At 65.5% G+C, this 25,445-nt stretch carries 21 protein-coding genes and 2 pseudogenes; 16 read left to right on the top strand and 7 right to left on the bottom strand.

Annotated features, from left to right (window positions below):
* Positions 1-86: 86 nt before the first annotated feature.
* The 3 genes from ACE039_RS05430 (at position 87) to ACE039_RS05440 (ending at position 3,063) form a co-directional block, all read left to right on the top strand.
* A complete protein-coding gene (locus ACE039_RS05430; protein ID WP_485821867.1) occupies positions 87-626 on the top strand; it encodes a TRAP transporter small permease in 540 nt (179 codons plus the stop codon).
* Positions 623-1,921 carry a TRAP transporter large permease gene (locus ACE039_RS05435; RefSeq protein WP_105557743.1) on the top strand — a complete coding sequence of 433 codons (1,299 nt, stop codon included), beginning with the start codon at positions 623-625 and terminating at the stop codon, positions 1,919-1,921. The genes ACE039_RS05430 and ACE039_RS05435 overlap by 4 nt, the downstream gene beginning before the upstream one ends.
* A gap of 113 nt (positions 1,922-2,034) precedes the next feature.
* A complete protein-coding gene (locus ACE039_RS05440; RefSeq protein WP_105557742.1) occupies positions 2,035-3,063 on the top strand; it encodes a DctP family TRAP transporter solute-binding subunit in 1,029 nt (342 codons plus the stop codon).
* A 141-nt stretch (positions 3,064-3,204) separates the two neighbouring features.
* Here the strand turns inward: ACE039_RS05440 and greB are convergent, their stop codons facing one another.
* The 3 genes from greB to ACE039_RS05455 form a co-directional block, all read right to left on the bottom strand.
* Entirely contained in the window at positions 3,205-3,753 is a 549-nt protein-coding gene (greB, locus tag ACE039_RS05445; protein ID WP_105557741.1) for a transcription elongation factor GreB, read from the bottom strand.
* A 68-nt stretch (positions 3,754-3,821) separates the two neighbouring features.
* The gene (locus ACE039_RS05450; RefSeq protein WP_485821868.1) at positions 3,822-4,667 is read right to left on the bottom strand and encodes a 3',5'-nucleoside bisphosphate phosphatase; all 846 of its coding nucleotides are present in this window, start codon (positions 4,665-4,667) and stop codon (positions 3,822-3,824) included.
* A gap of 70 nt (positions 4,668-4,737) precedes the next feature.
* Entirely contained in the window at positions 4,738-5,673 is a 936-nt protein-coding gene (locus tag ACE039_RS05455) for an alpha/beta fold hydrolase (protein WP_485821869.1), read from the bottom strand.
* A gap of 309 nt (positions 5,674-5,982) precedes the next feature.
* Between ACE039_RS05455 and cfa the strand changes: the two genes are divergently transcribed.
* Complete coding sequence (gene cfa, locus ACE039_RS05460) at positions 5,983-7,170, top strand: cyclopropane fatty acyl phospholipid synthase (RefSeq protein ID WP_105557739.1); 1,188 nt, start codon at positions 5,983-5,985, stop codon at positions 7,168-7,170.
* On the opposite strand, the gene ACE039_RS05465 is transcribed toward cfa, so the two are convergent.
* Positions 7,152-8,783: a GMC family oxidoreductase gene (locus ACE039_RS05465; protein ID WP_485821870.1), complete on the bottom strand. Its 1,632-nt coding sequence runs from the start codon at positions 8,781-8,783 to the stop codon at positions 7,152-7,154. The genes cfa and ACE039_RS05465 overlap by 19 nt on opposite strands.
* A gap of 192 nt (positions 8,784-8,975) precedes the next feature.
* Here ACE039_RS05465 and ACE039_RS05470 point away from each other — a divergent pair, with 192 nt between their 5' ends.
* From ACE039_RS05470 to ACE039_RS05505, 8 genes are all read left to right on the top strand, one after another.
* Positions 8,976-9,863 carry a LysR family transcriptional regulator gene (locus ACE039_RS05470; protein ID WP_313462470.1) on the top strand — a complete coding sequence of 296 codons (888 nt, stop codon included), beginning with the start codon at positions 8,976-8,978 and terminating at the stop codon, positions 9,861-9,863.
* A 219-nt stretch (positions 9,864-10,082) separates the two neighbouring features.
* Positions 10,083-10,562: a VOC family protein gene (locus ACE039_RS05475; RefSeq protein ID WP_105557736.1), complete on the top strand. Its 480-nt coding sequence runs from the start codon at positions 10,083-10,085 to the stop codon at positions 10,560-10,562.
* Between the two features lie 331 nt (positions 10,563-10,893).
* On the top strand, positions 10,894-13,455 hold the full coding sequence (gene nirB / locus ACE039_RS05480; protein ID WP_485821871.1) for a nitrite reductase large subunit NirB: 2,562 nt from the start codon (positions 10,894-10,896) through the stop codon (positions 13,453-13,455).
* Complete coding sequence (nirD, locus tag ACE039_RS05485; RefSeq protein ID WP_485821872.1) at positions 13,455-13,802, top strand: nitrite reductase small subunit NirD; 348 nt, start codon at positions 13,455-13,457, stop codon at positions 13,800-13,802. Before nirB ends, nirD begins: the two co-directional genes overlap by 1 nt.
* Positions 13,803-13,852: 50 nt before the next feature.
* Positions 13,853-14,665, top strand: a complete 813-nt coding sequence (locus tag ACE039_RS05490; protein ID WP_448710042.1) for a formate/nitrite transporter family protein — start codon at positions 13,853-13,855, stop codon at positions 14,663-14,665.
* A gap of 12 nt (positions 14,666-14,677) precedes the next feature.
* Entirely contained in the window at positions 14,678-16,441 is a 1,764-nt protein-coding gene (locus ACE039_RS05495; RefSeq protein WP_485821873.1) for a bifunctional protein-serine/threonine kinase/phosphatase, read from the top strand.
* Positions 16,442-16,459: 18 nt separating this feature from the next.
* Positions 16,460-17,233, top strand: a complete 774-nt coding sequence (cobA, locus tag ACE039_RS05500; RefSeq protein WP_105557731.1) for a uroporphyrinogen-III C-methyltransferase — start codon at positions 16,460-16,462, stop codon at positions 17,231-17,233.
* Between the two features lie 13 nt (positions 17,234-17,246).
* On the top strand, positions 17,247-18,509 hold the full coding sequence (locus ACE039_RS05505) for a nitrate- and nitrite sensing domain-containing protein (RefSeq protein WP_448710040.1): 1,263 nt from the start codon (positions 17,247-17,249) through the stop codon (positions 18,507-18,509).
* An 8-nt stretch (positions 18,510-18,517) separates the two neighbouring features.
* On the opposite strand, the gene ACE039_RS05510 is transcribed toward ACE039_RS05505, so the two are convergent.
* Both ACE039_RS05510 and ACE039_RS05515 read right to left on the bottom strand, forming a co-directional pair.
* Positions 18,518-20,011, bottom strand: a complete 1,494-nt coding sequence (locus ACE039_RS05510) for an MFS transporter (RefSeq protein ID WP_485821874.1) — start codon at positions 20,009-20,011, stop codon at positions 18,518-18,520.
* 138 nt (positions 20,012-20,149) lie between these two features.
* Positions 20,150-20,605, bottom strand: coding sequence for a MarR family winged helix-turn-helix transcriptional regulator (locus tag ACE039_RS05515; protein WP_485821875.1), 456 nt, complete (start codon positions 20,603-20,605; stop codon positions 20,150-20,152).
* Positions 20,606-20,730: 125 nt separating this feature from the next.
* Between ACE039_RS05515 and ACE039_RS05520 the strand changes: the two are divergent.
* Positions 20,731-20,823, top strand: a pseudogene (locus ACE039_RS05520) (hypothetical protein); the annotation flags it as partial.
* Between the two features lie 24 nt (positions 20,824-20,847).
* Here ACE039_RS05520 and ACE039_RS05525 read toward each other — a convergent pair.
* Positions 20,848-21,975, bottom strand: a pseudogene (locus tag ACE039_RS05525) (LacI family DNA-binding transcriptional regulator); the annotation flags it as partial.
* Here ACE039_RS05525 and ACE039_RS05530 point away from each other — a divergent pair.
* From ACE039_RS05530 to ACE039_RS05540, 3 genes are all read left to right on the top strand, one after another.
* A complete protein-coding gene (locus tag ACE039_RS05530) occupies positions 21,920-22,942 on the top strand; it encodes a TRAP transporter substrate-binding protein (protein WP_105557727.1) in 1,023 nt (340 codons plus the stop codon). The pseudogene ACE039_RS05525 and the gene ACE039_RS05530 overlap by 56 nt on opposite strands.
* Before the next feature lie 9 nt (positions 22,943-22,951).
* Positions 22,952-24,832 (top strand): TRAP transporter large permease, encoded by a 1,881-nt coding sequence (locus ACE039_RS05535; protein WP_485821876.1) that lies wholly within the window; start codon positions 22,952-22,954, stop codon positions 24,830-24,832.
* Between the two features lie 69 nt (positions 24,833-24,901).
* Positions 24,902-25,441, top strand: coding sequence for a VOC family protein (locus tag ACE039_RS05540; protein ID WP_088591170.1), 540 nt, complete (start codon positions 24,902-24,904; stop codon positions 25,439-25,441).
* Positions 25,442-25,445: the final 4 nt, after the last annotated feature.

A 25,445-nucleotide genomic window follows, 5' to 3' on the forward strand; every position in this document is an offset into this window, starting at 1 on the left:
GAACTACCGCGTCCGCAGGGCAACGGTAGGATGCAGCGACTTATTCATAGAACGCGCGTCAAGCGCCGAAGCCGTCGCCTCACCCCATGTCCCGCCCCGAAGCCCCCGTCGAGCCTGTCGAACCGATCATCCCCGTTGAAGCAGATCCCGCCGTAAAGGTGCCCCTGGCCATCGAAGACTGGCTGGCGGTGATCCTGCTGGCCACGCTGGCCCTGATCACCTTCATGAACGTGCTGGTGCGCTATTTCACCGACCAGTCTTTCGCCTGGACGGAAGAGATCTCGGTGTTCCTCTTGATTGTGCTGACGATGGCGGGCGGCAGCGTGGCCTTTGTTCGCAACCACCATATCCGCATCGAAATCCTGGCCGACAACGGTTCACCGCGCCGCCAGCGCATCATGGCGCTGATTTCGAACAGCTGCGTGCTGGCGTTCTTCCTGCTGCTGACCGTACTGTCGGTGAAGCTGGTGTCGGACGAATTCATCTATGAAGAGACGTCCCCGGCGATCGGCGTGCCAACCTGGTGGTATTCGATCTGGCTGCCCGTGATGGCCGCGGCGATCTCGCTGCGCACCATCGGCATCATTCGACGCATCGCACGCGGCGCCCGGAGCGACGCCAAATGATCGCCACCATCCTCTTCGTCGTCTTCATCGTCCTGATGCTGATCGGGGTGCCGGTCGGCGTGGCGCTGGGTATCGGCGGCACCGTCGCCATCGTGCTGTCGAACCTGGACACGCCCTGGTATGGCCTGTTGACCGTGCCGCAGAACTTCTACGCCGGCCTGGCCAAGTATCCGCTGCTGGCCATCCCCATGTTCGTGCTGGTCGGCTCCATTTTCGACCGGTCCGGCGTGGCCAAACGGCTGGTGGACTTTGCCATTGCCATCGTCGGCCGCGGTCCGGGCATGTTGCCGCTGGTATCCATCGCGGTGGCCATGTTCCTGGGCGGCATTTCGGGTTCGGGTCCGGCTTGCGCGGCGGCCGTGGGCGCCGTGATGATCACGGCCATGTCGCGCGCGGGCTACCCCGGTTCGTTCTCGGCCTCGGTCGTGGCCGCGGGCGCCGCCACCGACATCCTGATCCCGCCGTCGGTCGCCTTCATCATCTATTCGGTGCTGGTGCCGGGCGCCTCGGTGCCCGCGCTGTTCGCCGCCGGCATGATCCCCGGCATTATGGCGGGCCTGGCGCTGATCGTCCCGGCCGTCTGGCTGTCGCGCAAATACAAAATGGGCGCGCTGGAAGCGCACTTGCCGCGCCCGCCCTTCTGGGCAAGCCTGCGCGAAGCGTCTTGGGGCCTCGCCGCCCCCGTGCTGATCCTGGGCGGCATGCGCTTGGGTTGGTTCACGCCCACCGAGGCGGCGGTGGTCGCGGTGTTCTACGGCTTGTTCGTCGGCGGCTTCATCCATCGCACCATCAAGTTCCGCGACCTGTACACCATCCTGCGCGAAGCCGCGGAGCTATCCGCCGTCATCATGCTGGTGGTGACCCTGGCCGGCATCTTCGCCTGGGCGCTGTCCACGCTTAGCGTGATCGACCCGATCACCAACGCCATCGTCAACTCCGGCCTGGGCGAATGGGGCGTGCTGTCGCTGCTGATTCTGCTGCTGATGACGGTGGGCATGTTCCTGGACGGGATTTCCATCTTTTTGATCTTCGTGCCGTTGCTGATGCCGATCGCCAATGCCTATGGCTGGGATCCGGTGTGGTTCGGCGTGATCCTGACGTTGAAGGTGGCGCTGGGCCAGTTCACCCCGCCGCTTGCCGTGAACCTGATGGTGTCGTGCCGCATCGCGCGCGTGCCGATGGAGTCCACGGTGCGCTGGGTGGTGTGGCTGCTGGGCGCCATGTTCCTGGTGCTGGTGGCGGTGCTGGTGTTCCCGCAGCTGGCGCTGTGGCTGCCGCACAAGTTGGGCTATTGACGCTGGGTTATTGACGCTGAGTTATTGACGCTGCTGGGCTATTGCAGCGGGGTTATTGAAGTGCTGGATCTCAAGACAACAACAGACACACTCGCAGAGAGAGGAGACATCGCATGAACTTCCGCAACCTGATCGGCGCCGCGCTGTGCGCCGCCGCCGTGGTCGGCACGGCGCCCGCCATCGCGCAGAACTACAAACCCGAATACAAGCTGTCCATCGTGGTGGGCACCACCTTCCCGTGGGGCCAGGGCGCCGAAATCTGGTCCAACCTGGTGCGCGAGCGCACCCAGGGCCGCATCAATATCAAGGTCTACCCCGGCACGTCGCTGGTCCAGGGCGACCAGACTCGCGAATTCACCGCGATCCGCCAGGGCGTGATCGACATGGCGGTGGGGTCCACCATCAACTGGTCGCCCCAGGTCAAGCAGCTGAACCTGTTTTCGCTGCCGTTCCTGATGCCCGACTACGCCGCCATCGACGCGCTGGTGCAAGGCGACGTGGGCCGCGAGATGTTCAAGCTGATCGAAAAGGCCGGCGTGGTGCCGCTGGCCTGGGGCGAAAACGGCTATCGCCAGCTTAGCAACTCGAAGCGCGACATCAAGAAGCCCGAAGACATGAAGGGCATGAAGCTGCGCGTGGTGGGTTCGCCGCTGTACATCGACACGTTCACGGCGCTGGGCGCCAACCCCACGCAGATGAGCTGGGCCGATGCGCAGCCGGCGCTGGCCAGCGGCGCGGTGGACGGCCAGGAAAACCCCCTGTCCATCTACACGGGTTCCAAGCTGTACACCGTGGGCCAGAAGTACCTGACCTTGTGGAACTACGTGGCCGACCCGCTGATCTTCGTGGTCAACCGCGAGGTCTGGAATTCGTGGTCGGAAAAAGACCGCGACATCGTGCGCCAGGCCGCGCTTGACGCGGGCAAACAGCAGATCGTGATCGCACGCAAGGGCGTGACGCCGGAAGACCCGTCGCTGCTGAAAGAAATTGCAGGCCATGGCGTCACCGTGACGTCGCTGTCTCCGGCCGAGCACGACGCCTTCGCCAAGGTCACCCAGCCCGTCTATGACAAGTGGAAGAAGCAGATCGGCGAAGACCTGGTCAACATGGCCGAAAAGTCGATCGCGGCGCGCAAGAAATAAGCGGCGCGGATCAGCGGAATTGAATTAGCAGCAAGCCCCAGGGGAACGGCGGCGAAAGCCGCCACAGACCGAGGCAGGGACGTCAGAGCCCTCCCAACCAAACAGGCGCCAGCCACAAGCTGGCGCCTGTTTCCTTTTGGGCTACGGGTAGCGGACTTCCAGGATATCCAGCTCTTCGATTCCGCCCGGCGTGCGAAGCACGACGGTGTCGCCTTCACGGGCCTTGATCAGCGCGCGCGCCACCGGGGAAATCCAGCTGATCTTGCCGGCTAGCGGTTCGGCTTCGTCCACGCCCACGATGGTGACGGTGTGCGCTTCGCCGGCCTTGTCCGAGTAGGACACGGTGGCGCCGAAGAATACCTGGTCGCGGTTGGGCTGCGCGGCAGGGTCGACCACTTCGGCGATGTCCAGCCGCTTGGTCAGAAAACGCATGCGGCGGTCGATCTCGCGCAGGCGCTTCTTCCCGTACAGGTAGTCGCCATTCTCGGACCGGTCACCATTGGATGCCGCCCAGGACACCACTTGCACGACGGAGGGGCGCTCGACGTTCATCAGATGCGTCAATTCGCCGCGAAGGCGCTCATAGCCTTCCGGGGTCATGTAGTTCTTGGTGCCCGCCGGCAACGCCTGGGTTTGCGGCAGATCGTCGTCGTCCTCGTTGTCGGACTCTTTAACAAAGGCTTTGTTCATGGCGGATGCGCCGCAGGGGCGCGCTCAAAATCGGTGGCTTGCAAGATGGGCGGCGATGGCCGCCCGCGTCAGAACCAGTCGTGCCAGACCGGCTTCAAGTCGGAGGGCAGCGGGGGCAGACGGCCCAGGTCCATCCGGCTTTCCTTGGGGCTATGGAAATCCGACCCGCGCGATGCCAGGAACCCGTAGCGTCGCGCGACGCCGGCGTATTGGCGGGCTTCTTCGGCGGTGTGGCTGCCGGTGTTGACCTCGATGCCCAGCCCGCCCAGTTGCAGGAATTCGTCGAACAGGGCGGCGAATTGCAGCGGGGTGTACTTATAGCGGCCGGGGTGGGCGATGACGGCCACGCCGCCCGCGCCACGGATCCAGCCCACCGCTTCGGCCAGGCTGGCCCATTGCATGGGCACATGGCCGGGGCGGTCGTCGCCCAGGTGCTTGGTAAACACGGTTTGCACGTCGGGGCAGTAGCCGGCTTCAACCAGATAGCGGGCAAAATGGGTGCGGCTGATCAGTTCCGGGTTGCCGGCGAACGGCAGCGCGCCTTCATAAGCGCCGGGCATGCCCATGTCCGCCAGACGTTCGCCGATGCGCTTGGCGCGTTCGGCCCGGCCCGACCGGGTCTTGCGCAGGCCTTCGACCAGCGCGGTGTTTTCAGGGTCGAAGCGCAAGCCCACGATATGCACGGTGAGGCCGGCCCAGGTCACTGAAATCTCGACGCCGGTGGCAAAACGCATGCCCAGGTCCTTGGCCGCGCTGGCGGCTTCGGCCAGGCCGCCCACTTCGTCGTGGTCGGTCAATGCCCAGACATCCACGCCATTGGCATGTGCGCGCTGCGCCACGTCGCGGGGCGCAAGCGCGCCGTCCGAGACGGTGGAATGGCAGTGCAGATCGATGTTCAGGGTGGGCGATGTCATGGGGCTATTGTAAAGAAGGCCCGGCAGCATGGATAGCGCCGGGCTGTCCCCTTCATCGCAGGGCGGACGGTCAGGCCAGCAGAAAGGCCGCGACCGGGTCCACCTGGCTGTCGGCGATCAGCGTGGGCGCATGCCCCACGCCCGGCACTACCAGCGCCTGGGCGCGCGGATTGCGCTTGAGCATTTCTTCAACGGTGGCGGGCGTCAGCAGGTCGGACAGCGCACCGCGCACGATCAGCATCGGGCAGGTCACCGCATCATAGGAACGCCACAGGATCTGTTCGCCAGCCGCCAGTTCTTCGGGCGTCTGGGCCGCCAGCGGCTGCGCCAGCGCCAGGTCATAGTGCTTGACCCATTTGCCGCCATATTCCGGATACAGGTATTGGGCCAGGTCCGCCCATTGCGCGTCCGTGTGCGGCCCGAACGTCCCGGAATTGGCGCGCATGGTCGCCACGGCCTCTTCGAACGTGGCGAATTCGCCCGGCTCGCCCACATATTGGCCGATGCGCGACAGCGCCCCGGTTTCCAGGCGGGGGCCCACGTCATTCAGCACCAGCTTGTCCAGCCGGATGCCCTGCCCCGGCGGCAGCATGCCCGCGTGCGGACGCATGAGCTGGAGGGCGCCGGCGAACGCGGCGGCGCCCGACAACGCCAGGCCGACCAACCCGCCCATCGACGTGCCGACCCAAGCCAGCCGGGCCGGCCGCAGGCGCGCGATCAGCGTGACCATGTCGGACACGTATTGGGGCACGGTATAGAACGCCGGGTTGGCCAGCCAGTCCGACCGGCCGCGGCCCACCACGTCGGGGCAGACGACTCGGTACTGGTCGGCCAACCGGCGCGCCAGCGCGTCGAAATCCCGGCCGCTGCGCGTCAGGCCGTGGACGCAGACCAACACCCGGTCATTGGCGGGGTCGCCCCATTCCCAGTACGCCATGCGGTGCAAGCCGGCCGGACTGGCGCAGGTGACGAATTCCAAACGGGGTTGCAGGCTGGCGTCCACCATCAAAACACTCCACGAGTCGGCGCAAGCCGACACGGCGGCGCACTGGGCGGACTAGTGTAATCGCGCCGGTCGAACAATCACATGAACGGCAGGGACTGGCGCCGCCCCGCCGCCCGTGCTGGACACCCGGCCCGCGCCTCGCTACGATCAAGCCCATCCTCTTCGAAGCACTCCCCGGCGCGGTGGGAAATTGCCGTTTCCTATCGGGGCGATCCAATCATTAAATTGGAGTTGCCCGCCCGTTGGGGCGAGAGTAATGAGCTTCAGGCGTTGCCAGATCAGTCATCCCAAAATTGATATGGAGTCCGTATGCAGCAAAGCAGTCCTGTCTCTCCGCTGACCACCGACCATTCTTCCCCCGCCGTCAGCCCCCCTCCCCCCGAACCGCCCAAAGTGCTCCAGGACGTGCTGTCCCGAGCCGATGTCCTGATCAACGGCACGCGCCCCTGGGACATCCAGGTACACGACAAGCACATGTACGAGCGCGTCTTCGCCAGCTGGTCGCTGGGGCTGGGCGAGTCCTATATGGACGGAGAATGGGATTGCGAGCAACTGGACGAGCTTTTCACGCGCCTGCTGCGCGCGGACATGGGATCGGCGGCGCTGGGCGTTGCCCGCATCAAGCTGATCGCCGAACACTTGCGGCACAAGCTCTTCAACCTGCAGTCCAAGCACCGCGCCTTTGAAGTCGGCGAGCAGCACTACGATGCTGGCAACGACGTGTTCGAGGCCATGTTGGACAGCCGGATGATCTATTCCTGCGCCTACTGGGAAAACGCCCAGACCCTGGAAGACGCCCAGCTTGCCAAGCTGGACATGATCTGCCGCAAGCTGCAGTTGAAGCCCGGCGAAACGCTGCTGGATATCGGCTGCGGCTGGGGCGGCCTGGCCAAGTTCGCCGCCGAGAACTATGGCGTCACGGTCACCGGCGTGACCGTATCGAAAGAACAGCTGGCATTGGCGCAGGAACGGGTCAAGGGCCTGCCGGTGCAGTTGCTGCTGCAAGACTACCGCGACCTGCAAGGCAGTTTCGATAAAGTGGTGTCGGTCGGCATGTTCGAGCACGTGGGACCGAAGAACTACGACACCTACTTCTCCAATGTGCAGCGCCTGATGGCGCCGGACGGCATCTTCCTGCTGCATACCATCGGCATCGCCGCCACCAGCCAGAGCACCGACCCCTGGATCGACCGTTACGTGTTCCCGAACGGCAAGCTGCCGTCTGCCCGCGAAATCGCGGCGGCCGTCGAACACCGCTTCATCATTGAAGACTGGCACAACTTCGGCGCCGACTACGACCGCACGCTGATGGCCTGGTGGGACCGCTTCGAACGCGCGTGGCCCGCGTTGCAGGAACGCTATGGCACACGTTTCTACCGCATGTGGAAATACTATCTGATGTGCTGCGCGGGGTTCTTCCGGTCGCGCGAGGGTCAGCTTTGGCAGGTGATGCTGACCCATCCGCAGCGCAAGGAAACCTATCGTTCCTTGCGTTGAACGCCCGCCTCTTCGCGGATCATGTCGGCGGCGCGCTCCGCGATCATGATGGTCGGCGAATTGGTGTTGCCCGACGTGATCAGCGGCATGACTGACGCGTCGGCGATGCGCAAGCCCTCCAGTCCGAAGACCCGCAGCCGCGCGTCCACCACCGCGCCGCTGTCCGCGTCCTTGCCCATCGCGCACGTCCCCACCGGGTGGAAGATCGTCGTGCCGATCTTGCCGGCCGCTTCGCGCAACTGTTCGTCGGTCTGGTAGGCCGGGCCGGGCAACCATTCCTGCGGTTGATAGCGCTGCAGGGCCGGCGCCGCCGCGATACGGCGCACCAGCCGGATCGAATCGGCCGCCACCTGGATGTCCGCTTCGGTGCTGAGGTAGTTGGCCGCGATGACCGGCGTGGCGGCCTCGGGCGTACCGGGCGCCCCTTGCGCATGGACGTTGCCGCGAGACGTCGGCCGCAGATTGCATACGCTGGCCGTAAACGCGTCGAAGGCATGCAGGGGTTCACCGAAAGCGCCCAGCGACAGCGGCTGCACATGGAATTCCACGTTGGCGCGCGTCTGGCTGGGGTCGGATTTGGCGAATGCCCCCAGTTGCGACGGCGCCATGCTCATCGGACCGCTGCGTTTCAGCAGGTATTCCAGACCGATGCCGGCCTTGCCCCGCCACGACGAGGCGATGCGATTCAGCGTCTTGACCCCGTTGACCTTGAGGATGACCCGCAATTGCAGGTGGTCTTGCAGGTTCTCGCCCACGCCTGGCAAGGCGTGGCGCAGCGCAATGCCGCTTTCCCGCAGCCGCGCGGGTTCGCCGATGCCCGATAATTCCAGCAGATGCGGGGTGTTGACCGCGCCCGCCGCCAACACCACTTCGCGGGTTGCGCGCACCGTCAGGCTTTTTCCCCCGCGCCGCAGTTGCACGCCGACGCAGCGCTTGCCCTCGAACACCAATTGTTCGGCCTGGGCGCCCGTCATGACATGCAGGTTCGGGCGTTTAAGCACGGGGCGCAGAAATGCCTTGGACGTGTTCCAGCGCCAGCCACTGCGCTGGTTCACCTCGAAATAACCGCTGCCGAAGTTGTCGCCCCGGTTGAAGTCCTGCACGCGCGGAATGCCTTCCTGTTCGGCGGCGCCCGCGAACGCTTCCAGGATGTCCCAGCGCAACCGCTGGGATTCGACCCGCCACTCGCCGCCCGCGCCATGGAACTCGTCGGCGCCGCGATGGTAGTCCTCGCTGCGCTTGAACACCGGCAGCACCTGGTCCCAGCTCCAGGCCGGGTCGCCGGACAGCGCGGCCCAATCTTCGTAGTCTTCGCGCTGGCCGCGCATGTAGATCATGCCGTTGATGGACGAGCAGCCGCCCAAGACCCGGCCGCGCGGATAAATCAGTGAACGGCCGCCCAAGCCGGCCTCTTTGACCGTCCGGTACATCCAGTCGGTGCGTGGGTTGCCGATGCAATACAGGTATCCCACCGGAATATGGATCCAGTGGTAGTTGTCACGGCCGCCGGCCTCCAGCAGCAGCACCCGAGTGCCCGGGTCCTGGCTCAGGCGGTTGGCCAGCACGCAGCCGGCCGACCCAGCGCCAACGATGACGATGTCGTATGTCTCCATAAGCTCTTCTTATCTGGTTGGCGGCGCTTTAGGGGCTGCCGCCACGGTGAGCCGACCCGGCTGCGGCGTCCGAACGCGCGCCGGGCATCTGGCGTGACTCTGGCTCAGCAGCCCGGAACTGTCCAATGAAATGTTGAAAATCGCCTTATAAGCATCTCTAATAATGCTCACCCCCCTCTTGCGGACATCGCCATGGACCTGAAGCACATCCGGACGTTCGCCGCCGTGGCGCGCGAAGGGAATCTGACGCGCGCGGCCGAACACCTGCACCTGACCCAGCCTGCGCTGAGTCTTCAGTTGAAGAATTTCCAGGAATCGCTGGACCTGACCTTGTTCTCGCGCACGGCGCAAGGGCTGGCGCCGAATGCCGACGGGCGGGCGTTGCTGCCGTCCGCGCTCCGTATCCTGGACGCGCTGGAGGATTTCCAGCGGGCCATCGGCGCCCTGCGCGACACCGTGCAGGGCGAATTGCGCATCGGCACGATCCTGGACCCCGAATTCCTGCGCCTGGGCGCCACGCTGCAATACCTGGTGGAGCATTACCCGAAGATCCGCCCCACCCTGCGCCACGGCATGTCGGGATCGGTGGGCCGGCAGGTGCGGGCCGGCGATCTGGATGTGGGTTTCTCATTGGGCCCCCAGACTTCCGCGGCCGCCCAGCCCGGCCTGGACGCGCTGCCGCTGGCTTCGTTCGCATACTACGTGGTGGCGCCGAAAGGCTGGAGCGCCCAGGTGGCGGGGCGTGGATGGAGCGAGATCGCCGCGCTGCCATGGATCTGGACCCCGCCCGACTCCGTTCACCATCGCCTGCTGTCGGACAAATTCAACGCATTGGGGCTTACGCCCAACGCGGTCGCCGAGGTGGATCAGGAAGCCTCCATGCTGGATCTGGTGCGGTCCGGCGTGGGCCTGTCGCTAGCCAGGGACTCCATCGCGTTACGGGAATCCCAGGCCAATGGGCTGCTGCTGGTGAAGGGGCTGGCCATCCAGGCGGGGCTCTCCTTCATCACCCAGGCCGGACGGCGCGGTGATCCGCTGGTCGCCGCCGCCTTCGATGCCGTGCAAGCGGCGTTTGCCTGACGGCGCGCCCGCCCCCATTTCCCTTTCAACCCCCGTTTCAAATGTCACGATTTTGGACGCGACCCGGGCGCGGCGGAAGTTCAATAATGTCCCAATCTTGATCAGCCCCCACGCCAGCGCCTGCCGTGCCGCGCGCCGGCCTGAGTGGCGGCCATCCCTGGCCGCGTGCGCCGCCAGGCACGCGGCGCAACGGCAGGATATCCACCCAGGAGACACACGATGCTCAGCAAAAACACGATTTGCCTCTGGTACGACGGCGCCGCCCTGGAGGCCGCGACGTTCTACGCCAAGACCTTTCCGGACAGCGCCGTGCGCGCGATCCACCGCGCCCCCGGCGACTATCCTTCGGGCAAGCAAGGCGATGTCCTGACTGTTGAATTCACGGTGATGGGCATCCCCTGCCTGGGACTGAACGGCGGCCCTGGAATCCAGCACAACCAGGCGTTTTCGTTCCAGGTCGCCACCGACGATCAGGAAGAAACGGACCGCCTGTGGAACGCGATCATCGACAACGGCGGCAGCGCGAACGTCTGCGGCTGGTGCCAGGACAAGTGGGGGCTGTCGTGGCAGATCACCCCGCGCATTCTGTCCGCCGCGATCATCGACCCGGATCCGGCCGCAGCCAAGCGCGCGTTCGAAGCCATGATGACCATGGGGAAGATCGACATCAGCGGGATCGAGGCTGCGCTGCGCGGCTGACGTGTTTGACAAGCCACGGCAGCGCGCATCGCGCCAAACCAGTGCGCCGCGCACACTTTCCTGCACCGATTTGAAGCACGGCTAGCGCGCCGCACGGCAAGGCGATGGGCGCGTCCCAGCCCCCCATCGCCGCCCTTTTCCCTATGAAAACCCACGCGTAGCGCCCCTGCCAGGACGCTACGCCGTCCCCTGGCACGGACTTTGCTTAAGTGTTCATGCAGGCCGCAAGGCAAGCACCACAACTTGAGCAGTCCCGGCAAAGGCGCCCAGACCGAAAGGTCCAGGGCGCCTTTTGCCTTTTTGATTCACTTATCCAAGCCTGGGGAACTCCATGAAAGCAACGGCCACTCCCGATTCCTTGCAGACGCTGGTCGTGATCGGCAACGGCATGGTGGGACACCATTGCGTCGAACAGCTGATCGCCCGCGGCGCGCTTGCCCGCTATCGCATCCACGTCTACGGCGAAGAGTCCCGCCGCGCCTACGACCGCGTGCATCTGTCCGACTACTTGAATGGACGCGATGCTGAATCGATGGCGATGAGCGATGCGGCGTTCTATGCGCAGGAAGGCTTGGTGTTGCATCTGGGCGAGCCGGTGCTGGAGATCGATCGCCTGGCCCACGAAATCGTGACTGCCAACGGCCGCGTGCGGTATGACAAGCTGGTTCTGGCCACCGGCTCGTACCCCTTCGTTCCGCCGATCGCGGGCGCCGAAGGCGCGTCACGGTTGGTGTATCGCACGATCGACGACCTGGACCTGATCCGGGCCGCGGCCACCGGCGCCCGGCGCGGCGTGGTGGTGGGCGGCGGGCTGCTGGGGTTGGAAGCCGCCAACGCGTTGAAGTCGCTGAATCTGGAAGCCCATGTGGTGGAATTCGCGCCGCGCCTGATGCCGGTGCAACTGGACGACGCCGGCGGCGCCGCGCTGCGCGCCCGCATCGAAGCGCTGGGCGTGGGCGTGCATCTGTCGCGCGCCACGCAGGACATCAAGCCGGGCACGCACTACCGCTACCGCATGCGCTTCGCCGAAGGCGAGCCGCTGGAGACCGACCTGATCGTGTTCTCGGCCGGCATCCGCCCGCACGTGACGCTGGCGCGCAAAGCCGGCCTGGCGCTGGCGGAACGCGGCGGCGTGGTGATCGATGATCGCTGCCGCAGCAGCGACGACCACATCTACGCCATCGGCGAATGCGCGGCCTGGAACGGCACCGTGTTCGGCCTGGTGGCGCCGGGTTACCAAATGGCGCGCATCGTCGCGGCCGAGCTGTGCGGCGCGGAGGAACAACCGTTCACCGGCGCCGACATGTCCACCAAGCTGAAGCTGTTGGGGGTGGACGTGGGTTCCATCGGCGACGCCCATGGCACCACCCCTGGCGCGCGCAGCTACCGCTATATCGACGAGGCCGGGTCCAGCTACCGCAGGCTAATCGTGTCCGCCGACGGCAAGCGCGTGCTGGGCGCGGTGCTGGTGGGCGACAACCGCTATTACGACACCCTGCTGCAGTACGTGCAGAACGGCATCGCGCCGCCGGCCGATCCCGCCAGCCTGATCCTGCCGCTGGGCAAGGCCGCGCCGGCACTGGGCGTGGATGCGCTGCCGGCCACCGCCACCATCTGCTCCTGTCACAACGTCAGCAAAGGCGCGGTCAGCGCGGCCATCGACGGCGGATGCACCGATCTGGCCGGCGTCAAAAGCTGCACCAAAGCGGCCTCTGGCTGCGGCGGCTGCGCCAGCCTGCTCAAGCAAGTGGTGGAACATGAACTGGCGAGCCGCGGCGTCGCCGTGGACAAGAGCCTGTGTGAACACTTCGCCTATACCCGCCAGGAGCTATACGCGATCGTGCGCGTCGGTGGCATCGAAACTTTCGAAGCCTTGCTGGCCAGCCATGGCAAGGGCCATGTGGGCTGCGATATCTGCAAGCCCGCCGTGGGTTCCATCCTGGCGTCGTGCTGGAACCGGCCGATCCAGGACCCGCACCTGGTGCCGCTGCAAGATACCAACGACACCTTCATGGCCAACATGCAAAAGAACGGCACCTATTCCGTGGTGCCGCGCATTCCCGCTGGCGAGATCACGCCGGATGGCCTGATGGCCATCGGCGCGGTGGCCAAGAAGTACAACCTTTACACCAAGATCACGGGCGGTCAGCGCATCGACCTGTTCGGCGCACAGTTGCACGAACTTCCCGACATCTGGGGCGAACTGATCGCCGCCGGCTTCGAAACCGGGCACGCCTACGGCAAGTCCACCCGCACCGTGAAGTCCTGCGTGGGCAGCACCTGGTGCCGCTATGGCGTGCAGGACAGCGTGCAGATGGCGCTGGACATCGAGCACCGCTACAAAGGCCTGCGCTCGCCGCACAAGCTGAAGTTCGCGGTGTCAGGGTGCACGCGGGAATGCGCCGAGGCGCAAAGCAAGGACATCGGCGTCATCGCCACCGAGAACGGCTGGAACCTGTATGTGTGCGGCAACGGCGGCATGCGGCCCCGCCACGCCGAACTGTTCGCCACCGACCTGGACGACGCCGCGCTGATCCGCACCATCGACCGTGTGCTGATGTTCTACATCCGCACCGCCGACAAGCTGCAGCGCACCTCGGTCTGGCGTGAATCCCTGGAAGGCGGCCTGGACTATCTGAAGGACGTGGTGCTGAACGACAGCCTGGGCCTGTGCGCGGAACTGGATGCGCAGATGCAGCTGGTGGTCGACCGCTACGAATGCGAGTGGGCGAACGCCTTGAACGACCCGGAAAAGCTCAAGCGCTTCCGCACCTTCGTGAACGAGCGCGGCGGCGACCCCGACATTCAATTCGTGCAGGAACGCGGCCAGCCCCGTCCCGCCCCCGCGCGCGTGCCGTCCCGTGTCATTCCCATCGCAGAGGAGATCGCCTGATGAACGCCCCCCACCCTACCCCCACGTGGCGGCCCGTCTGCAAGCGGCAGGACCTGGTGGCCCAGTCTGGTGTCGTCGTGCTTGTGGACGGCGAACAGATCGCCCTGTTCTACCTGCCCGGCGCGGACGGTCCGGATCTTTACGCCATTGAAAACCGCGATCCGAAATCGGGCGCGAACGTCATCGGCCGCGGCCTGATCGGCCATCTGGGCGGTGAGCTGGTCGTGGCCTCTCCCCTTTACAAGCAGCGCTTCCGGCTGGCCGACGGAAGTTGCGTGCAATACCCGGAACAGCGGCTGCGCACCTGGCAGGCGCGCTTGAACGGCGACGCCGTGGAAATCGCCTGACTACCGGGCCCCGACACTGACTTCACGATAGCAACGCAATAGGAAACAACATGTCCTACCTGGTACCTTCCGAATTCGTCACCAAAATGGTCGACGCCGGCGAGTCGAAAATCTACATGGCGACCCGCGACGTCCTCATTCGCGCTTTCATGGCCGGCGCCATCCTGGCGATCGCCGCGGTGTTCGCCGTCACCGTCACCGTGCAGACCGACTCTCCCATTTTGGGCGCCGCGCTGTTTCCGGTCGGCTTCTGCATCCTGTACCTGATGGGCTTCGACCTGCTGACGGGCGTCTTCGTGCTGACGCCGCTGGCGCTCTTCGACAAGCGGCCCGGGGTCACCGTCAAGGCCATCCTGAAGCACTGGGGCCTGGTCTTCATCGGCAACTTCCTTGGCGCGCTCACCGTCGCCCTGCTGATGGCCATCGTCTTCACCTACGGCTTTTCGGTGCCGCCCAACAAGGTCGGGCAAGTGATCTCGCACATCGGCGAGAACCGCACGCTGGGCTACAAGGAATACGGCGCCGGCGGCATGCTGACGATCTTCATCCGCGGCGTGCTGTGCAACTGGATGGTGTCGCTGGGCGTCGTGGGCGCCATGATCTCGACATCGGTCAGCGGCAAGGTCATCGCCATGTGGATGCCCGTGATGCTGTTCTTTGCGATGGGGTTCGAGCATTCCATCGTCAACATGTTCCTGTTCCCGTCGGCGCTGATCATGGGCGGCAATTTCTCGATCATGGATTACATGATCTGGAACGAAATTCCCGTCGTGCTGGGCAACCTGATCGGCGGCCTCTCGCTGACCGGCCTGACGCTCTACACCACCCACATGAAGACCGCGCCCAAGCGCCGCTTCAACTGATCCCGCACGCGGATGCCGACCTTGACGGAACGTCAGCCCGCCGCCGCCTCCTTGCAGGTCGCGGTGGGCCAGCACACCGAGCCGGGCCGCAAGCCCGTCAACCAGGACTTCCACGGCCTGTGCGTGCCCGGCGAACCGCTGCTGGGCGCCAAGGGCATCGCCATTGCGCTGGCCGACGGCATCAGCAGCAGCAACGTCAGCCACATTGCCAGCGAAACCGCGGTGGCCAGTTTCCTGGAAGACTATTACTGCACGCCCGAAACGTGGTCGGTGAAGAAGTCCGCGCACAAGGTGCTAAGCGCCGCCAACGGCTGGCTGCACGCGCAGACGCGCCAGCGACAGCATCCCGACCAGCCCCGCGACGCCGACCGGGGCTATGTCTGCACCATGACCGTGATGGTGCTGAAAGCCACGACCGCCCACATCCTGCACATCGGCGACGCGCGCATCTATCGGCTGCGCGGCGGCAAGATGGAGCAACTGACCGACGACCATCGCGTCTGGATATCGCAGGACAAGAGCTATCTGGGGCGCGCCCTGGGCCTGGCGCCGCACCTGGAGGTGGACTACCACACTCAACCGGTCGAACAGGGCGACGTGTTCCTGCTGGCCACCGACGGCGCGTATGAACACCTGGGCGCGGCCGACGTGGCGCGGGCCCTGGACGCGCATCCGGACACGCTGGACCAGGCGGCGCGCAGCCTGGTCCAGTTGGCCTATGAACGCGGCAGCGACGACAACCTGACCGTGCAGATCGTCCGGGTCGACGCGCTGCCCCCGCGCCGCGCCGACGAAATCGCCCGCTACAGCCGCCACCTGCCCTGCCCGCCCCTGTTGACCGCCGGCATGACGTTCGAAGGGTTCCACGTCCAGGAGGAATTGCGCGCCAGCCACCGCAGCCACGTGTATCTGGCCCGCGACATCGCCAGCGGCGAACCCGTCGTGCTGAAGATCCCGTCGCTGGACATGCGGCACGATCCCGCCTACCTGGAACGGCTGTTGACCGAGGAATGGATTGCCCGCCGCATCGACAGCCGCCACGTCGTGCGCGCCTGGCCGATGCCGCGCCCCCGCCATTACCTGTACACCGTCAGCGAGCACATCCCGGGACGTACCCTGACGCGCTGGATGGCCGAGCATCCCCGGCCCACGCTGGAGGAGGCGGTCGCGATCATCGAACAGGTCGCGCGCGGCCTGCAGGCCTTCCACCGGCTGGAAATCGTGCACCAGGACCTGCGCCCGGACAACATCCTGATCACGGAAGACGGCCAGGCGAAGATCATCGACCTGGGTTCCGCCCAAACGGCCGGTCTGCTGGACCGCGCGGCGCAGGAAGACGACGCGCCCCCCATGCTGGGCACGGCGCAATACGCCGCGCCCGAGACTTTCCTGGGCGAAGCCGGCACCGTGCGCTCGGACCTGTATTCGTTGGCGGCAGTGCTCTACCAGATGCTGTCGGGCCGCCTGCCCTATGGCGCCGAGGTCGCGCGGGCCCGCAGCCGCGCCGCGCAACTGCGGCTGAATTATGTATCGGTGCTGGATGCCGAGCGCGAGCTGCCCGCCTGGATCGACGGCGTGCTTAGCCCTGCGCTGCACCCGGACCCCGCCGCGCGCACGGCAGAGCTGTCCGAGTTCACCCATGCGCTGCGGCATCCGCCCGACGCAGCGCGGCGCGGCGAACGCCTGCCGCTGCTGGAACGCAATCCCGTCGCGTTCTGGAAAGGCCTGTGCCTGGTCCAGTTCGTCGTCATCCTCATCCTTTCCATCACTCTTTGAAACCTGGAGCGTGCCGTTATGAATCCCACCGTGTGGCTGATCGGCGCCGGCCCCGGCGACCCGGAGCTGCTGACGCTCAAAGCCGTCAAGGCGCTAAACCAGGCTGATGTCGTCCTGATCGACGACCTGGTCAATCCGCAGGTGCTCGACTATTGCGCGCAGGCCCGTCTTGTGCGCGTCGGCAAGCGCGGCGGTTGCCGTTCCACGCCGCAGGCATTCATCCAGCGGCTGATGTTGCGATACGCCCGCCAGGGCCTGCGGGTGGCACGCCTGAAAGGCGGAGACCCGTGCATCTTCGGCCGCGCGGGCGAAGAGGCCCAATGGCTCAGCGACCACGGCGTGGCCTGTGAAGTCGTGAACGGCATCACCGCGGGGCTGGCGGCCGCCACCGCCTGCGGCATTCCCTTGACGCAACGCGGCATGGCCCAGGGCGTTACACTGATCACCGCCCATTCCCAGGACGGCACGGTGCCCGACTGGACGGGGCTTGCGCGCAGCGGCACGACGCTGGTGGTCTATATGGGAGTGGCGAAACTGCACGACATGAGCAGCCAATTACTGGCGGCCGGCATGGCCGCCGACACCCCCGTCGCGATGATCGAGCGCGCATCCCTGACCGACCAGCGCGAATGCCGTTCCACGCTTGCCGCCATGACGCGCGATGCCGACGCCTTCCGCTTGCGCAGCCCGGCCGTGCTGGTCATCGGCCAGGTTGCCGCCTGCCAGATGTTCGGCGCCAGCGACGCGCGCTTGCCGGCGCTTGCCGAGCCGGCCCTGCGCCGGCACGCCTGAATCCAGGACTCCGATGGCCGAACGCCGCCTGCCACCGCCATTGCGCTTCTTGCTCGCCGCCCGCCGCAGCGAACTCCAGGGCCTGGAGGCCTTGTCGGGCACCTGCGAATTGGTGGTGCGCGTCAGCGCGCTGGTGCACGCGCTGCAGAAAGAACGGGGCTATTCCAACCTGACGCTGTGCAGCCCGCAAGACCGCCTGCAACCGGCCCTGGCCGGGCTGAGCCAGGACGCCGTCGGCGTCGAAGCGGACGCGCGTCAATTCCTGGACACCCACGCCACCGATTCCAGCCACGGCGCAAGCCGCGCGCGCCTGCTCAATTGCATCGCTTTTGCGCTGTTCCGCCTGGACGAGCTGCCCGCGCTGCGCCGACAGGTCCGCGACCAATCCGTATCCGCCGACGAGACCGATTCACGCTTCACGCAGGTGATCGGCAGCCTGCTGGCGGTGGTCTTCGAAGCGGCCGATTCCGCGCTGGATCCCGGCGTCACCCGCATCCTGGTGGCGCTGCTGAATTTCATGCAGGGCAAGGAACTAAGCGGCCAGGAACGCGCCTGCGGCGTGATGGGCTACACGGCGGGCTTCTTCACCGACGTGCAAAAAGCCCGCATGCTGGGACTTGCGGCCAACCAGCGGCGCAGCTTCGACACTTATTCCCAATATGCGGAAGGCGCAGCGCTGCAATGCTGGGAACGGATCCAGCAGCAGGGCCAGCCCGTGCAACGCATGCGCGACATGGCGCAGCACACTTCCAGCGCGCAACGCGTCGACGGCGCCCTGGCCGAACTGTGGTTCGACCTGTACACCGCGCGCATCGACGCCATGCGCGAAGTCGAAAGCCTGCTGGCCCAGGCGCTGGCGCAGCAATGCGCCCGCCGCATCACCGAGACCCGCCAAGAGCTGGACGATCGCCGCCTGCTTTTAAGCCGCTATGCCGACCATGCCAGCGGCCGCGCGCCCAGCATGCTGTACAGCGTGCAAAGCCGCATTGTGGATACGCCGCCCGCGGATGGCGTGGGCAGTGAATTGGAACGGTCGATTCTCGACATGATGCGCGAACAGACCCTGCGCATGCAACGGACCGACGACGCCTTGAACACCGTGCGCGGCGCGCTGGACGAGAAAAAGCGCATCGACCGCGCCAAGCTGCTGCTGATCAGCCAATACGGCCTGACTGAACAGGCCGCGCACGAACGCCTGCAACGCGCCGCCATGGATGGCGGACTGTCGCTGTCCGATGTCGCGCGCCAGGTGATCGGTCAGTTGGGCGGAAATTAAGGCCCGCTCTACCGGAATACGCGTTGCCTCAGGCTGACCAGGGCGCCGGCCGCCGCCAGCACGGCCAGCACCCGGAAATGGTCCAGATTCGCCAGCAGCACGGATTGCTGGTTCAGCATTTCAGAGATCTGCGCCATGGCCATCTGCTGCGCGTGCGCCGGGTCCGCCACCGCGGCGTACACGCTGCTCAGGCGCGCCTTGGCCGCTTCGAAGTTGGCATTGCCCGTGGCGATGCTGGCTTGCAGCACGTTGTAGTGTTCGGATGTCAGCCACTGCTGCCCCACGGTAGCCACCATGATGCCCAGCGCCTGACCGATTTGCGCCAACATGTTCTTTACCTGCTGGGCGTGCGCGAACACGGCCGGGTCGCGGGTCAGGCCGGCGAAGGTGTTCATGGCCGTGGTGGGCATGATGATCATGATGAACACGCCATAGCAGGCCAGCGCGGGCAACACGTCGGTCCAGGCATCGGCCGTGGGCGACAGGCGCGACATCAGGACGCCGAACGCCGCCAGCGCCACGAACCCCGTCACGAAAAACTTGCGCGGCGAGGGCCAGCGGGCAAGCAGCTGCGACATCACGGCGAACGTCAGCACGCCGGCCCCCAGGCCCATGGCGAAGAACACGCCCGTATTGGCCCAGGAGTGGCCCAGCGCGCGTTGCAGCATCAATGGCACCAGATAGCCATTGGCGCCCAGCATCAGATAGCAGAACATGAAGAGCGCCAGCCCGCTTACGAACCGCGCCTCTTTCATGCCGCCCAATTTCAGCAGCGGCGCGCCGTTGCGCGTTTCCGACCAGACGAAGTATCCCAGCGCGACCATGCCGGCCAGCGCAGACAGCACCAGCAGATGACGGTCGCTGAAAAAATCGTAATAGGACCGCTGCAGCGCGTGCAGCAGCAGGAAGCTGCCCAATCCCAGCGCGGCGATCGGCGCGATGCGGGCCTGCCCGGCCACCGTCGCGTGTCCTTCCTTCCCAGGCATCGACCGGACGACCGGGATCATCGCCAGCACCGACAGCGCGGCGACCAGCCAGAACATCAACGGCCAGCCATCGTGGTCGACCGCCACCGACGCTACCCACGGCGCCAGCGCCGTTCCCGTGCACAACCCCGTCGCCAACGCATTGATGCCCTGGAACCGCATCGGGCCCGGCGCAATCAGATTCACGCTTAACCGCGACGACGTCAGCATCGCCGCGCAACCGGTGGCCATGAGGACGCGGCCCAGCAGGAACCCCGTCTCGCCCAGCGACAGCGCGCACACGACCGCGCCCGCCGCCGCCGCGCCCAGCGACGCCAGCAGATAGCGGCGCAATCCCAAGTGATGCACCAGCCAGCCTTGCAGCGCGATCAGCACCACGGCCACGCAGGCGTAGATGACCGCGACGGTGGTGTATTCCTCGGGGCTTGCGCCGATCTCGCCCATGATGGGGGCTGCGGCAAACGTGACCATGCCGTTCTGCAGGAAATCGATGAACGTCAGCGCGCCGATCGTCATCAGCAACGCGGGTGGGACGGGGGAGTGACTTGGCGCTGGGGCGGAACTCATGGCGGTGGGCAACGTAGCAGTTAATCTAGGCCCAGGCTGTATATGCCTAGGCAGGTAAAAGGATAAAAAAAAGCGGACTGAATAACCTCAGTCCGCCGCAGCGTTCACCAGCAGCCGCGACAACAGCTTGTGCAGCGTCTCGGCATCCTCTTCCGAAAAACCGGTCAGCAAGCGCCGCATGGCGACGTCGATGGCGTCAAGCACCTGGGGCAGCGCGGCTTGTCCCTGTTCGGTCAGCTCGATCAGATGGCTGCGCCGGTCTGCTTCGTTTTCGACCCGACGGATGAACCCCTTGGCCGCGATACGGTCCAGCAGCCGCGTCATGGCGCCCGAGTCGTACGCCAGTACGCGGCAAAAGTCGCTAAGCGTGCGGCCCCACCCCTTTGCCAGGCAATTCAGCACCACATACTGCGGGGTGGTGAGTTCGAACGGCGCCAACTCGCGTTCCAGGGCGTCGTAGATGCTGTTGCGCACGGACGTCACCATGAAGCCAAGTTCACCGGTATGAAAACGGTCCAGCATGGAAGGTTTGACGCGGGACATAGTCGCCTTGCCGCAGCGTTTGAGATTGATTTCCGAAGTTTAACTGCCTAGGCAGTTAAAGTGCAAGCGAGGCATCAAGCGGATGCGCCACGGACCCCGAGACAGCAGGCGTCTGCCGCTCATTCACGGCAAGGCATGGCGACCTACGGCAGGTTCTCGCGGAAAATCACCTGGCTGCGCGCCAATTCCACCCCGTTCATCGCGCTGCGCTTATCGCGCAGATTGCAGAAGATGCGCACGCAGCTCATCAGCGCTTCCATCGGGCTTTGCGTGATGACGGCGTCCATCGTGCCGTCGATCAGCAAAGACCGGGTGTCGGGCGTCAGCCCGTGGCCGATGAACACGACGCGGTGCTGTAGGCCCGCTTCTTTCAGCGCGCGCGCCACGCCGTCGGACGCCCCGCCGATGTTATAGATGCCGGCCAGATTGGGATATTGCTCCAGCAACTGGCGCGTCTGCTCGTAGTTGCGCTGCGCGTCGTCGTAGCCTTCGCGCAAGTCCACCACCTGCATGGCCTGAAACTGTTCGGCATACAACTGCAGGAACCCGCTTTCGCGCTCTTCGTGAGCGCGGTAATGGCGCGAACCGGCGATCAGGGCCACATGCGCGGCACGCGACCCGATGAAGCGCGCGATCAGGTAGCCGGCGGTACGTCCCGCCGCGCGGTTGTCCAGCCCCACATAGGCCGTGCGCGCACTGTTGGCCAGATCGGAAATCAGCGTCACCGTGGGCACGCCCTGCTCCGCCAGCATATTGACCGCTTCGCGCACCACGGGATGCTCAAGCGCCATGAACGCGATGCCGTCCGCGCGCTTGCCGTGCTTGGCCAGCGCTTGCGCCAGCGCATCGGGGTTGAAGCTCTCCACATATTCGATCTGGCACTTGGCGTTCAAGGGCGCGAAGTGCTCGTGCGCATAGCTGACCGTGTCGCCCAGCATGCGCAGGTAGCGGTTGCTGCCGCGCGGCAGCAGGAACACCAGCCGCATGGGCTCGGCCGGGGCTGCGGCCAGTTCCTGCTCCGGCAGATAGTCCAGTTCGATGGCAGCCTTGAAGACCTTTTGCGCGGTATTGGCGCGCACCCCGGGCCGGCGGTTCAACACGCGGTCGGCCGTGGCGGTAGAGACGCCGGCGCGCGCGGCCACATCGGCCAGGCGGGCAAGCTTACGTTCGGGCAGGGCTCTATTCACATCAAAAACCATCATGAATAAGGTTTGACGATGATACTGCCTATTCACTATTGTCCACACTGCCGCATGGGTTTGGCGTTTTTGTGGCACATCAAAAAACATCATAACTACGATTATGGAGACAACCATGAAGCTGCTGACACGCCGCAGTGCCCTGCGTCGCCTTTGCGCCGTTCCCGCCATGGCCGCCCTGGCCGGCGGATTCCCGCTGATTGCTCGCGCAGCCGACTACACGCTCAAGTACGGCAACAACCTGCCCGTTACCCACCCGCTGAACATCCGCGCCCAGGAAGCCGCCGAACGCATCCTGAAGGAAAGCAACGGCCGCGTCGACATCAAGATCTTCCCGAACAACCAGCTGGGCGGCGACACCGACATGCTGGCGCAAGTGCGCTCGGGCGGCATCGATTTCTTCACGCCGTCCGCGCTTGTGATCGCCACCCTGGTACCGGTAGCCGCCATCAACGCCGTGGGCTTCGCGTTCAAGGACTACAACCAGGTCTGGGGCGCCATGGACGGCGCGCTGGGTGCGCACGTGCGCGCCGCCATCGCGCAGCGCAAGCTCTACGCGTTTGAAAAAATGTGGGACAACGGCTTCCGCCAGACCACCAGCAGCAAGGCGCCCGTGGCATCCGCGTCCGACATGAACGGCTTGAAGATCCGCGTGCCGGTCAGTTCGCTGCCGATCTCCATGTTCAAGGGCCTCGGCGCAGCACCCGCCAGCCTGCAGTTCAGCGAGGTGTATTCGTCGTTGCAGACCAAGGTGGTGGACGCGCAGGAAAATCCGCTGCCCATCATCCAGGTCGCCAAGCTGTACGAAGTGCAGAAGTACTGCTCGCTGACCAACCACATCTGGGACGGCTACTGGTTCATCGCCAACGGCCGCATGTGGGAAGGACTGCCGGAAGACCTGAAGACCGTCGTCGCCCGCGGCATCAACGAAGCCGGCCTGGCGCAGCGCGAAGACATCAAGAAGCTCAACGCCTCGGTGCAATCCGATCTGGAAGCCAAGGGGCTGCTGTTCAATCAGCCGGCCGCCGACAGTTTCCGCGAACAGCTGCGCACCGCGGGCTTCTACAAGGAATGGCAAGGCCGTTTCGGCAACGAAGCCTGGTCGCTGCTGGAACAAAGCGTCGGCAAGCTGGCCTGAGGTCGCGCCATGTCTTCCTTGTCCGCCCCCCACGCCGCGGCCCCGGTGCTGCCGGCCAATCCCCTGCGCCGGGCCGCCAGCTCGCTTGACGGCGCGCTGGGCTGCGTGGTCGAGCACGCGGCCGCCGCCATCGTGCTGATCGAGATCGTTGTGCTGTTCGCCGGCGTCGTCGCGCGCTACGTGTTCCACAGCCCATTGGTCTGGTCCGACGAACTCGCCTCCATCCTGTTCCTGTGGCTGTCCATGCTGGGTGCCGTCGTGGCCCTGCGCCGCGGCGAGCACATGCGGATGACGGCCCTGGTCAACAACGTCAGCCCCACGCGGCGCGCGCAGCTGGAAACCGTGGCGCTGGCCGCGTCGCTGGCCTTCCTGATCCTGATCCTGGCGCCCGCGATTGAATACGCGCACGAAGAGCATTTCATCATCACTCCCGCGCTGGAACTCAGCAACGCCTGGCGGGCCTCCGCCATTCCGGTGGGCATGGGGCTGATGGCCGTCGTGGCGGTGCTGCGGCTGCTGCGCACGCAGCCCTTGCCGCAAGTGCTGATGGCGCTGGCCGCCGTGGCCGTGGTGGTCGCCGTATTCTGGCTGGCACAGCCGCTGTTCAAGGGGCTGGGCAAGCTCAACCTGGTGATTTTCTTCGTTGGCATCGTGGCCGCCACCGTGTTTTCGGGCGTGCCGATCGCGTTTTCGTTCGCACTGGCAACATTTTCCTATCTGGCGCTGACCACCAACACGCCGATGGAAGTGATGGTCGGGCGGCTGGACGAAGGCATGTCGCACCTGATGCTGCTGGCAGTGCCGCTGTTCATCTTCCTGGGATCGTTGATCGAGATGACCGGCATGGCGCGCGCCATGATCCAGTTCCTGGCGAGCCTGCTGGGCCATGTGCGCGGCGGGCTGTCTTATGTGCTGATCGGCGCCATGTACCTGGTGTCGGGCATCTCGGGGTCGAAGATCGCCGACATGGCGGCCATCGCTCCCGTGCTGTTCCCTGAAATGCAGAAGCGCGGCGCCAAGCCGGGCGATCTGGTGGCGCTGCTGTCGGCCACCGGCGCCCAGACCGAGACCATTCCGCCGTCCATCGTGCTGATCACGATCGGATCGGTCACCGGCGTATCCATCGCCGCGCTGTTCACGGGCGGCCTGCTGCCCGCGGTGGTGCTGGGCCTGGCATTGTGTTCGGTGGTGTGGTGGCGTTACCGCAGGGAAGACCTGAGCCTGGTGCAACGCTTCAGCGCGAAGGAAATCGGCCGCTTCTTCGTGATCGCCCTGCCCGCCGTCGCCCTGCCCTTCGTGATCCGCGCAGCGGTGGTCGAAGGCGTGGCCACGGCCACCGAGGTATCGACCATCGGCATCGTGTATTCCGCCGTCGTCGGCATCCTGGTCTACCGGCGTTTCGACTGGGCCCGCTTGCGGCCCATGTTGATCGAAACGGCCTCGTTGTCGGGCGCCATCATGCTGATCGTGGGCTGCGCCACCGCCATGGCCTGGGCGTTGACGCAGTCGGGATTCTCGGGCGACCTGGCCCGCCTGATGGCCGGCATGCCCGGCGGCAGCTACGGTTTCCTGGCGGTGTCCATCGTCGCCTTCATCATCCTGGGCAGCGTGTTGGAAGGCATTCCCGCCATCGTGCTGTTCGGGCCGCTGCTGTTCCCGATCGCGGTGCAGGCCGGCGTGCATGAAGTCCATTACGCGATGGTCGTGATCTTCGCCATGGGGATCGGCCTGTTCGCGCCGCCCTTCGGCGTGGGTTACTACGGCGCCTGCGCCATCAGCCGCGTCGACCCCAACGAGGGCATCGGCCCGATCTGGGGCTACATCGCCGCGCTGCTGGTGGGGCTGATCGTCGTCGCCGCCTTCCCCTGGTTCTCGATCGGTTTCCTATGACGCGACGCGGCAGGCGCCCGCCTGCCGCACGCGCTTCGCCTCTTCCGCCACCTTTCATAAAGATCCATCATGAGTCGTTTCCTGGGCGAAATCCGCCAACTCGGTTATGTGGTCCACGACATCGAAGCCGCCATGGACTACTGGAGCACCACGCTTGGCGTGGGCCCCTGGTACTACAACCCGCGCGTGCCGATCGTGAATTACCAGTACGACGGCGTCAGCCACGAGCCGCACAATTCGGTGGCATTGGCCAACTCGGGCTTCGTGCAGGTTGAACTGATTCAGACGCGCAACGACGTGCCCTCCATGTACCGCGATTTCCTGCAAGCCGGCCGCACCGGCCTGCAGCACGTGGCCTACTGGACGGAAAGCTACGACGCCGATCTGGAACGCCTGCTGGCCCAGGGCTTCAAGCCCAAGATGAGCGGTGAGGTCGGCGAAAAAGGCCGCTTCATCTATTTCGACACCGAATACCACCCGGGCACCGTGATCGAGCTGTCCGAAGTCGCCGGCCCCAAGGGCCGCCTGTTCGACCTGATCCGCAATAGCGCCACGGACTGGGACGGCAAGGACCCCGTGCGTCCGTTCCCCGATCTGAGCCGCCTCTGAACGC

The organism is Achromobacter maghribensis, assembly GCF_057334215.1.

Bases quoted from the DNA above. Each gene is read 5' to 3' on its own strand.
- ACE039_RS05455 (WP_485821869.1), bottom strand. From the start codon at position 5,673: ATGGTGGACGCCAGCCTGCAACCCCGTTTGGAATTCGTCACCTGCGCC.
- ACE039_RS05510 (WP_485821874.1), bottom strand. From the start codon at position 20,011: ATGACGATCGGCGCGCTGACGTTCATCGATTTCCTGCAGAACGGCATG.
- ACE039_RS05475 (WP_105557736.1), top strand. From the start codon at position 10,083: ATGCTCAGCAAAAACACGATTTGCCTCTGGTACGACGGCGCCGCCCTG.
- nirB (WP_485821871.1), top strand. From the start codon at position 10,894: ATGAAAGCAACGGCCACTCCCGATTCCTTGCAGACGCTGGTCGTGATC.
- nirD (WP_485821872.1), top strand. From the start codon at position 13,455: ATGAACGCCCCCCACCCTACCCCCACGTGGCGGCCCGTCTGCAAGCGG.
- cobA (WP_105557731.1), top strand. From the start codon at position 16,460: ATGAATCCCACCGTGTGGCTGATCGGCGCCGGCCCCGGCGACCCGGAG.
- ACE039_RS05490 (WP_448710042.1), top strand. From the start codon at position 13,853: ATGTCCTACCTGGTACCTTCCGAATTCGTCACCAAAATGGTCGACGCC.
- ACE039_RS05465 (WP_485821870.1), bottom strand. From the start codon at position 8,783: ATGGAGACATACGACATCGTCATCGTTGGCGCTGGGTCGGCCGGCTGC.
- ACE039_RS05530 (WP_105557727.1), top strand. From the start codon at position 21,920: ATGAAGCTGCTGACACGCCGCAGTGCCCTGCGTCGCCTTTGCGCCGTT.
- ACE039_RS05495 (WP_485821873.1), top strand. From the start codon at position 14,678: ATGCCGACCTTGACGGAACGTCAGCCCGCCGCCGCCTCCTTGCAGGTC.
- cfa (WP_105557739.1), top strand. From the start codon at position 5,983: ATGCAGCAAAGCAGTCCTGTCTCTCCGCTGACCACCGACCATTCTTCC.
- ACE039_RS05535 (WP_485821876.1), top strand. From the start codon at position 22,952: ATGTCTTCCTTGTCCGCCCCCCACGCCGCGGCCCCGGTGCTGCCGGCC.
- ACE039_RS05470 (WP_313462470.1), top strand. From the start codon at position 8,976: ATGGACCTGAAGCACATCCGGACGTTCGCCGCCGTGGCGCGCGAAGGG.
- ACE039_RS05435 (WP_105557743.1), top strand. From the start codon at position 623: ATGATCGCCACCATCCTCTTCGTCGTCTTCATCGTCCTGATGCTGATC.
- greB (WP_105557741.1), bottom strand. From the start codon at position 3,753: ATGAACAAAGCCTTTGTTAAAGAGTCCGACAACGAGGACGACGACGAT.
- ACE039_RS05450 (WP_485821868.1), bottom strand. From the start codon at position 4,667: ATGACATCGCCCACCCTGAACATCGATCTGCACTGCCATTCCACCGTC.
- ACE039_RS05540 (WP_088591170.1), top strand. From the start codon at position 24,902: ATGAGTCGTTTCCTGGGCGAAATCCGCCAACTCGGTTATGTGGTCCAC.
- ACE039_RS05430 (WP_485821867.1), top strand. From the start codon at position 87: ATGTCCCGCCCCGAAGCCCCCGTCGAGCCTGTCGAACCGATCATCCCC.
- ACE039_RS05440 (WP_105557742.1), top strand. From the start codon at position 2,035: ATGAACTTCCGCAACCTGATCGGCGCCGCGCTGTGCGCCGCCGCCGTG.
- ACE039_RS05515 (WP_485821875.1), bottom strand. From the start codon at position 20,605: ATGTCCCGCGTCAAACCTTCCATGCTGGACCGTTTTCATACCGGTGAA.
- ACE039_RS05505 (WP_448710040.1), top strand. From the start codon at position 17,247: ATGGCCGAACGCCGCCTGCCACCGCCATTGCGCTTCTTGCTCGCCGCC.